We start from the raw sequence: 6,707 nt of genomic DNA, 5'->3' as shown, positions 1-6,707 counted from the left end.
GCGCTACACGCAGCGCCTCGCGTTCGGCAGCGTCGCGCACGACGTGACGGTGGGCTACCGCTTCATCCGCGAGCGCGGTGACGACAACAGCTTCACCGAGACGCTCGCGAGCGGCGCGGTCAGCGCAACCACCCGCTTCGAGAACGAGACCGACGCGCACTCGGTGTATGTCGACGACCGCATCGCGATCGGCAGCTGGCGCATCACGCCGGGCGTGCGCTTCGAGCACATCGGCACCACGCGGATCGACGGCACGGGCAACACCTTCGACACCGACAACGACAAGGCGCTGCCGTCGCTGAACGTGGCCTGGCTCGTGACGCCGGAGTGGACGCTGTTCAGCAACTACAACACCTCGTTCGGCCCGGTGCAGAACATCCAGCTGAACTCGCAGACGACGAACAACCCGCTGAAGCCCGAGGTGGCGAAGACCTTCGAGCTCGGCACGCGCTGGAAGAGCGCGACGCTGAGCGCGGAACTCACCGCCTTCCGGCTGCGCTTCGACAACCAGATCCAGCAGGTCGCCGGCACGACGGCCCCGAACGTCGTCTTCCAGAACCTGGGCGCCACCAAGCACGACGGCATCGAGACGGCGATCGACTACAGCTTCGACAAGGACAGCGCCTTCGCCGGGCTGAACGTGTTCGCGAACTACACGCACACCCGCGCGCTGCAGGAATCGGGCGACACGGCCGGCAACGAGGTGCCGTTCTACTCGCGCGACACCGACACCGTCGGCGCCCGCTACCGGCTGGCCGCGTGGTCGTTCAACCTGTCGAGCACGCACCAGAGCTCGCAGTTCTCGGACAACGCCAACACCTGGAACGAATCGACCACCGCCGGCACGGGCCTGGTCCCCGGCTACCGCCTGTGGAACGCGCAGGTCGGCTGGAAGCTGCCGACCGCCACCGCGATCGACCTGCAACTGGGCATCAACAACCTGGCGGACAAGCGCTACTACACGCGCAACGTCGACGGCAACGCCGGCCGCATGGTGGGCGCACCGCGCACCACCTGGGTCCAGGCGCGCGTGGCGTTCTGATGTCGGCCACCGTGCAGGTGCCGCAGGCGCCGTCGCGGCGCCAGGGGCTGCGCCGCGTGTGGCTGCGGCTGCACCGCTGGCTCGGGCTCAGCATCGGCTGGGTGCTGGCCATCGTCGGGCTGCTCGGCGCGGTGCTGGTGGTCGCGCAGCCGGTCGACCGCTGGGCGCACCCGAACCTGTTCAAGGCCGAAACGTCGCTCGGGGCAGGCGGGCCCGGCGCGGCCGCGGTGCCGCTGGAGCCGCTGCGACAGCGGCTGGTCGCCGAGTTCGGCAGCGCCAGCGTGCTGACCTTCCGCCCACCGCACAGCGCCGACGAGACGCTGTGGGTGCTGGTGCGCGGCAAGCGCTGGAGCGGCACGGTGTACTTCGACCCGGCCACCGGCCGCGAGCAGGGCCGGCGCGGCGACAGCGAGGGCTTCGTCGGCTTCACGTTCAAGCTGCACAGCTCGCTGCTGCTGCAGGACACCGGCAAGGCGATGCTCGCCTGGGGCGCGCTGGTGTACCTCGCGATGCTGGTGACCGGCGTGGTGCTGTGGTGGCCGCGGCGCTGGCCGCCGTCGTGGCGCATCGAGCTGCGCCAGGGCGTGCTGCGCGGGCTGTTCGACCTGCACCGCACCGGCGGCATCGTGATGGGGCTGGTGATCGCGGTGTCGGTGGCGAGCGGCGCGTACATGGCCTGGCGGCCGCTCGGGGAGTTCGTCACCTTCCTGGCCGGCGGCACGTTCGCGCGCCCGCCCGCGCTGCCCAAAGAGGCGAAGGACGCGCCGGGCGGCCCGCCCGCCACGGTCGACGAACTCGCCGCGCAGGCGCAGCGGCAGTTCCCGAATGACCCGATCGGCTACATCCAGCTGCCCGGCCCGGACCGCCCGGTGCGCGTGCGCATGCGGCTGCCTGACGACCCGCACCCGAACGGGCTGACCTCGGTGTGGCTGCACCCGCGCACCGGCGCGGTGTTGTCGGTGCAGCGCTGGAGCGATCTCGATCCCGGTGGCCGCGCGGTGGCCTGGGTCTACCCGCTGCATGTCGGCGAGCTGGGCGGGCTGCCGCAGCAGGTGCTGACCTTCTTCAGCGGCCTCGCGCTCGGCGGCCTCGGGCTGACCGGCGTGTGGCTGTGGTGGCGCCGCCGGCCTGGCCGATGATCAGCCGGCGCTGAGCCGCGCGGCCGGCTTGCGGCTCGACAGGAAGGGCCCGAGCGCCGCGCGCGCCGCCTCGAACGATGTCCAGACCGCCAGGTCCGGCAGCGCCGGGATCGTCACCACCTCGCCCTGGTCGAACGCGGCCAGCGACGCATCGACCATGTCTTCCGCCGACATCACGATCTCGCTCGGCAGGTGCTCGACCGGCAGGCCCGCCAGCGCCCAGAAATCGGTGCGCGTCGCGCCCGGCAGCACGGCCTGCACCCGCACGCCCTTCGCGCCGATCTCGTGCTGCAGCGCCTCGGTGAAGTTCAGCACGTAGGCCTTGGTGCCGCCATAGGCGCCGTTCAGCAGGGCCGGTGCGATCGCCGCGATCGACGAGATGTTGATGATCGCGCCGCGCCCGCGCTTCGCGAGCCGCGGCGCCACGGCGTGCGCGAGCCGCGTCAGCGCAACCACGTTCAGCTGGATCATCTCGTCCATCCGGTCCGGCGACGAGTCGACGATCGGCGACGCGATGTTGAAGCCGGCGTTGTTGACCAGCATGCCGATGCCGTCGTCCGACTGCAGGCGCTCGGCAATGCGCAGCTGGTCGCGCGGCTTGGTCAGGTCGGCCGCCAGCACCTCGACGTGGCGGCCGGTCTGCGCGGTGATGCGCGTGGCCAGCGCCTGCAGCCGTTCGCCGGTGCGGGCGACCAGCACGAGGTCRTGGCCGCGGCGCGCCAGGCGGTCGGCGTAGACCGCGCCGATGCCGGAGGAAGCGCCGGTGACCAGCGCGGTGCCGAGAGGGTTCGTGGAGCTCATGTCGATGTCCTTCAGGTGCGCCGTGCCTGGCGGAAGTGCGGCACGCGGCGATTGACAGCCCGAAGCGTGCGCTCTATCGTGATGTCTCATAAGTCTCAGAACCCTCTTTTCATGACATCGCGAAAATCAGCCTCGAGAAGCGCCCCTGTGCGCCGCATCGGGGTGGTGGTGTTCCCCGGCTTCCAGATCCTCGACCTCGCGCCGATCGCCGCCTTCGAGCTGGCGAACCTGTACGCCGGGCGCCCGGTGTACGAGGTGGAGCTGCTGTCCGAGCACGGCGGCCTGGTGCGCAGCTCGTCGGGCGTGGCGGTCGATTCGAAGCCGTTCAGCGCGGCGCGCCACGACACGCTGGCCGTCACCGGCGCGCTCGATGTCGCACCGTCGACCGAGGGCCTGTGCCGCTTCCTCGCGCGCAGCCTGAAGCGCGCACGGCGCATCGCCAGCATCTGCACCGGCGCCTTCATCCTCGCCGACGCCGGGCTGCTCGACGGCCGGCGCGCCACCACGCACTGGAACTTCACGCAGGCGCTGCAGAGCCGGTTCCCGCGCGCCACCGTGCAGCCCGACCGCATCTACGTCAACGACGGCCCCATCTGGACTTCCGCCGGCATGACGGCCGGCATCGACCTGGTGCTCGCGCTGATCGAGGAAGACCTCGACGCCGAGTGCACCCGCTTCATCGCGAAGAAGCTGGTCGTGTACCACCGCCGGCTCGGCGGGCAGACGCAGTTCTCGGCGCTGCTCGAGCTCGAGCCCGGCTCCGACCGCATCCAGAGGACGCTGACCCATGCGCGCGCGAACCTGCGCGACGAACTGTCGGTCGACGAGCTCGCCGAGGTCGCGCACCTGAGCCCGCGCCAGTTCAGCCGCGCGTTCAAGGCCGAGACCGGGCAGTCGCCGGCGCGCGCGATCGAGCAGCTGCGCGTGGAGGCGGCCCGCGCGCTGATCGACAGCGGGCAGCACTCGCTGCTCGCGATCGCGCGCGACACCGGTTTCGGCGATCCGGAGCGCATGCGGCGCGCCTTCCTGCGCGCGTTCGGGCAGCCGCCGCAGGGCATCCGGCGCAGCACGCGCGAGCAGCAGCGCGCCTGAATCCCGCGCGGCGGTCATTTGTCTGGCTGTCTTCGGCGCCTTCTGCATCGTTCCTGCAGAACTGTTCGATAGCGTGTCCGGTTCCGACATGGACACGAAGGCGCACGGACATGAGCGACGAGATGGAGACCCAGCTGATGCGCTGGCCCTTGCGGCTGCTGCTGCAGGGGCTGGACGCACGCGATGAAGGCGCGGTGCGCCGCTGCCTGGCCCGTGCCACGCGCCAGCTGCAGCACCCGTGGCAGGTGGTGCACGACGGCGACGCCGAGGTCGTGCTGGTGGCCGGCCTCGAGATCGACACGGTGCGCGGCATGCTCGAGCCGCCGCTGGTGACGCTGCACCTGGCGCCGCCTTCGCAGGATGCGCGTGCGCTGGCGTGGCGCACCGGCCGCGCGCCCGGCACGGTGCTCGCGAGCCCGCTGCAGCCCGACGCGCTGGTCGAGGCGCTCGAATGCGCCGAGCACCGCTTTGCCGGCGAAGCCCCGGCCACGTTCACGCAGTTGTCCGCCGGCTGCCGTTTCCGGCTGCGCCGCTGGCCGCCCAGCGGCCTGATGTGGGAGGACAACGACAACCTGCGGCTGGCGAGCTTCATGCTCACGCGCTCGCTCGATCTCGAGAAGCTGATGCGGCTGAGCAATGTCGCCGCCGACAAGTGCGTCGCCTTCATCACGCGGATGGCCAACGCGAACCTGCTGCACCTCGAGCCGGTGGGCGCGATCGGCGAGCCCTCGTCGGCCTCGTCGGCCTCGTCAGCCGAGGCACCGCGCACCGAAGCCCCGCCGCGGCGCACCACCCGCGCCTCGGGCGGCCTGCTGAACGCGCTGCGCCGGCGCCTCGGCCTGGCCAGCCGCTGACCCCAGGAGACATCGATGCAGCACTCGGAATATCCGGAGATCGCCCTCCCCACCCTCACCTTCGAAGCGCCGCGCCCCCCGCGCGATCCGGTCGCCGTGGCACTCGCGGGCCTGTGCCGGCAGGCCGGTGTCGAGGGCTGCGCACTCGTCGACGCCGCGACCGGTACCGTGGATTCCACCAGCGGCTGCACCCGCAGCGGCGGGGTCTGGGAATCCGCCACCCGCTACTGGCAGCTGTACCACCGCCAGCGGCGGCACTTCGCGCCGTGGGGTGGCCTGCGCACCGCGGTGTTCATGCATGCCACCGGCGCGATCGGCGTGCTGCCCTGCTGCGAGGAGCCCCCGCTGCTCATCGTTGTATGCGCCCACTCCGGCAGCGTCGACTGGCAGGAGTGCGAACGCCTGACCCACGCGCTCGGCGCGGCCTTGCGCTCGCTGCTCGACCGGCCGCTGGTGCAGATCGCCGCCTTCTGAACACCCTCTGAACACCCCGCTCCATCGTGATTTCGATATGCCTCAATTCGAAATCACGATGAACACGTACCAATTCATGCCACCTCACGCAAGCATTGCAAGCGCGTGAAACCGGTTCCAGTCCGACGCGGGCTGCCCTCCTACCATCCGGGCGAACTTCAGCCCCCTCAGGAGGACAACCCATGTTTCCGTTTCGAAGCAGCAAGCTCTGCCTCGCGCTGATCGTCGGCGCCGGATTCACGCAGCTCGGCCATGCGGCCGACCTCGCCGCCGGCCGCTACACCGTGCGCTCATCGTTCAGCGGCCTGTGCCTTGCGGTCGACGGCGGCTCGACCGCCGAAGGCGCGAACGTCGTGCAATCGACCTGCGACACCTCGCCCGCCCGCCAGTTCGACCTGCAACGTGACAGCCAGGGCTACTACCGGCTGGTGAACGTGAACAGCGGCAAGGTCGTCGACGTGCAGGACATCTCCACGGCCAACGGCGCCAACGTGCACCAGTGGACCTGGCTGAACGGCGACAACCAGCGCGTGACGCTGCAGGACCTGGGCAGCGGCAAGTACTACGTGCGCTTCAAGCACAGCAACAAGTGCATGGACGTCGGCAATTCGAGCCGCGTGCCCGGCGGCAACATCGGCCAGTGGGAGTGCAACGACGGCGAGAGCGAGAAGTGGACCTTCACGCCGGTGGCCGGCGCGCCCGCTCCGGCCCCTGCGCCCGCCCCGGCCCCGACGCCGGCCCCCGCCCCGTCGTCGCGCTACAGCGTGCGCTCCAACTTCAGCGGCCTGTGCCTGGCCGTGGCCGGCGACTCGACGGTCAGCGGCGCCGACATCGTGCAGATGTCGTGCAACAGCTCGCTCGGCCGCCTGTTCGACCTGGTGCGCGACACCGAGGGCTACTACCACCTGAGCAATGCCAACAGCGGCAAGGTCGTCGACGTGCAGGACGTGTCGACCGCCGACGGCGCGAACGTGCACCAGTGGCAGTACGTCGGTGGCGACAACCAGCGCTTCACGCTCGACAACCTCGGCGGTGGCCTGGTGAACGTGCGCTTCAAGCACAGCAACAAGTGCCTGGACGTCGGCAACTTCAGCAAGGCCGAAGGCGGCCACATCGGCCAGTGGAGCTGCAACGGCGGCGAGACCGAGAAGTGGACGCTGGTCGCGGCCGCCCCGGCGCCGGCACCGGCCCCTGCGCCCGCTCCGGCACCTGCCCCTGCTCCTGCCCCCACGCCGGCTCCGGCGCCCGCACCTGCTCCGGCACCGGCACCGGCCCCCGCACCCGCGCCGAGCCCCGCCCCTGCGC

7 protein-coding genes are annotated in these 6,707 nt (G+C 71.0%); 6 read left to right on the top strand and 1 reads right to left on the bottom strand.

Features of this window, described 5'->3' with window-relative positions:
* The coding region (locus tag AC1D15_RS13550; protein WP_477826387.1) for a TonB-dependent receptor family protein at window positions 1-1,042 on the top strand (1,042 nt) is incomplete at its 5' end.
* Window positions 1,042-2,181 (top strand): PepSY-associated TM helix domain-containing protein, encoded by a 1,140-nt coding sequence (locus AC1D15_RS13545; protein ID WP_477826386.1) that lies wholly within the window; start codon window positions 1,042-1,044, stop codon window positions 2,179-2,181. The genes AC1D15_RS13550 and AC1D15_RS13545, both read left to right, overlap by 1 nt.
* Here the strand turns inward: AC1D15_RS13545 and AC1D15_RS13540 are convergent, their stop codons facing one another.
* Window positions 2,182-2,982 (bottom strand): SDR family NAD(P)-dependent oxidoreductase, encoded by an 801-nt coding sequence (locus AC1D15_RS13540; protein WP_477826385.1) that lies wholly within the window; start codon window positions 2,980-2,982, stop codon window positions 2,182-2,184.
* A gap of 147 nt (window positions 2,983-3,129) precedes the next feature.
* On the opposite strand from AC1D15_RS13540, the gene AC1D15_RS13535 reads away from it, so the two are divergent.
* The 4 genes from AC1D15_RS13535 to AC1D15_RS13520 all read left to right on the top strand — a co-directional run.
* A complete protein-coding gene (locus tag AC1D15_RS13535; RefSeq protein WP_477826384.1) occupies window positions 3,130-4,074 on the top strand; it encodes a GlxA family transcriptional regulator in 945 nt (314 codons plus the stop codon).
* Between the two features lie 110 nt (window positions 4,075-4,184).
* A complete protein-coding gene (locus tag AC1D15_RS13530) occupies window positions 4,185-4,928 on the top strand; it encodes a hypothetical protein (protein WP_477826383.1) in 744 nt (247 codons plus the stop codon).
* 15 nt (window positions 4,929-4,943) lie between these two features.
* The gene (locus AC1D15_RS13525; RefSeq protein ID WP_477826382.1) at window positions 4,944-5,402 is read left to right on the top strand and encodes a hypothetical protein; all 459 of its coding nucleotides are present in this window, start codon (window positions 4,944-4,946) and stop codon (window positions 5,400-5,402) included.
* A 182-nt stretch (window positions 5,403-5,584) separates the two neighbouring features.
* Window positions 5,585-6,707, top strand: a 1,123-nt coding sequence (locus AC1D15_RS13520) for an RICIN domain-containing protein (protein ID WP_477826381.1), incomplete at its 3' end; no start/stop codon positions are given.

It is taken from the genome of Rhizobacter sp. P2_H2 (genome assembly GCF_056403375.1).
Note: the sequence above shows the minus strand (reverse complement) of the source record. Positions and strands in the feature narration are given on the sequence as shown.

Excerpts from the sequence above, each read along its gene's own strand:
- AC1D15_RS13545 (WP_477826386.1), top strand. The coding sequence starts at position 1,042 with ATGTCGGCCACCGTGCAGGTGCCGCAGGCGCCGTCGCGGCGCCAGGGG.
- AC1D15_RS13530 (WP_477826383.1), top strand. The coding sequence starts at position 4,185 with ATGAGCGACGAGATGGAGACCCAGCTGATGCGCTGGCCCTTGCGGCTG.
- AC1D15_RS13525 (WP_477826382.1), top strand. The coding sequence starts at position 4,944 with ATGCAGCACTCGGAATATCCGGAGATCGCCCTCCCCACCCTCACCTTC.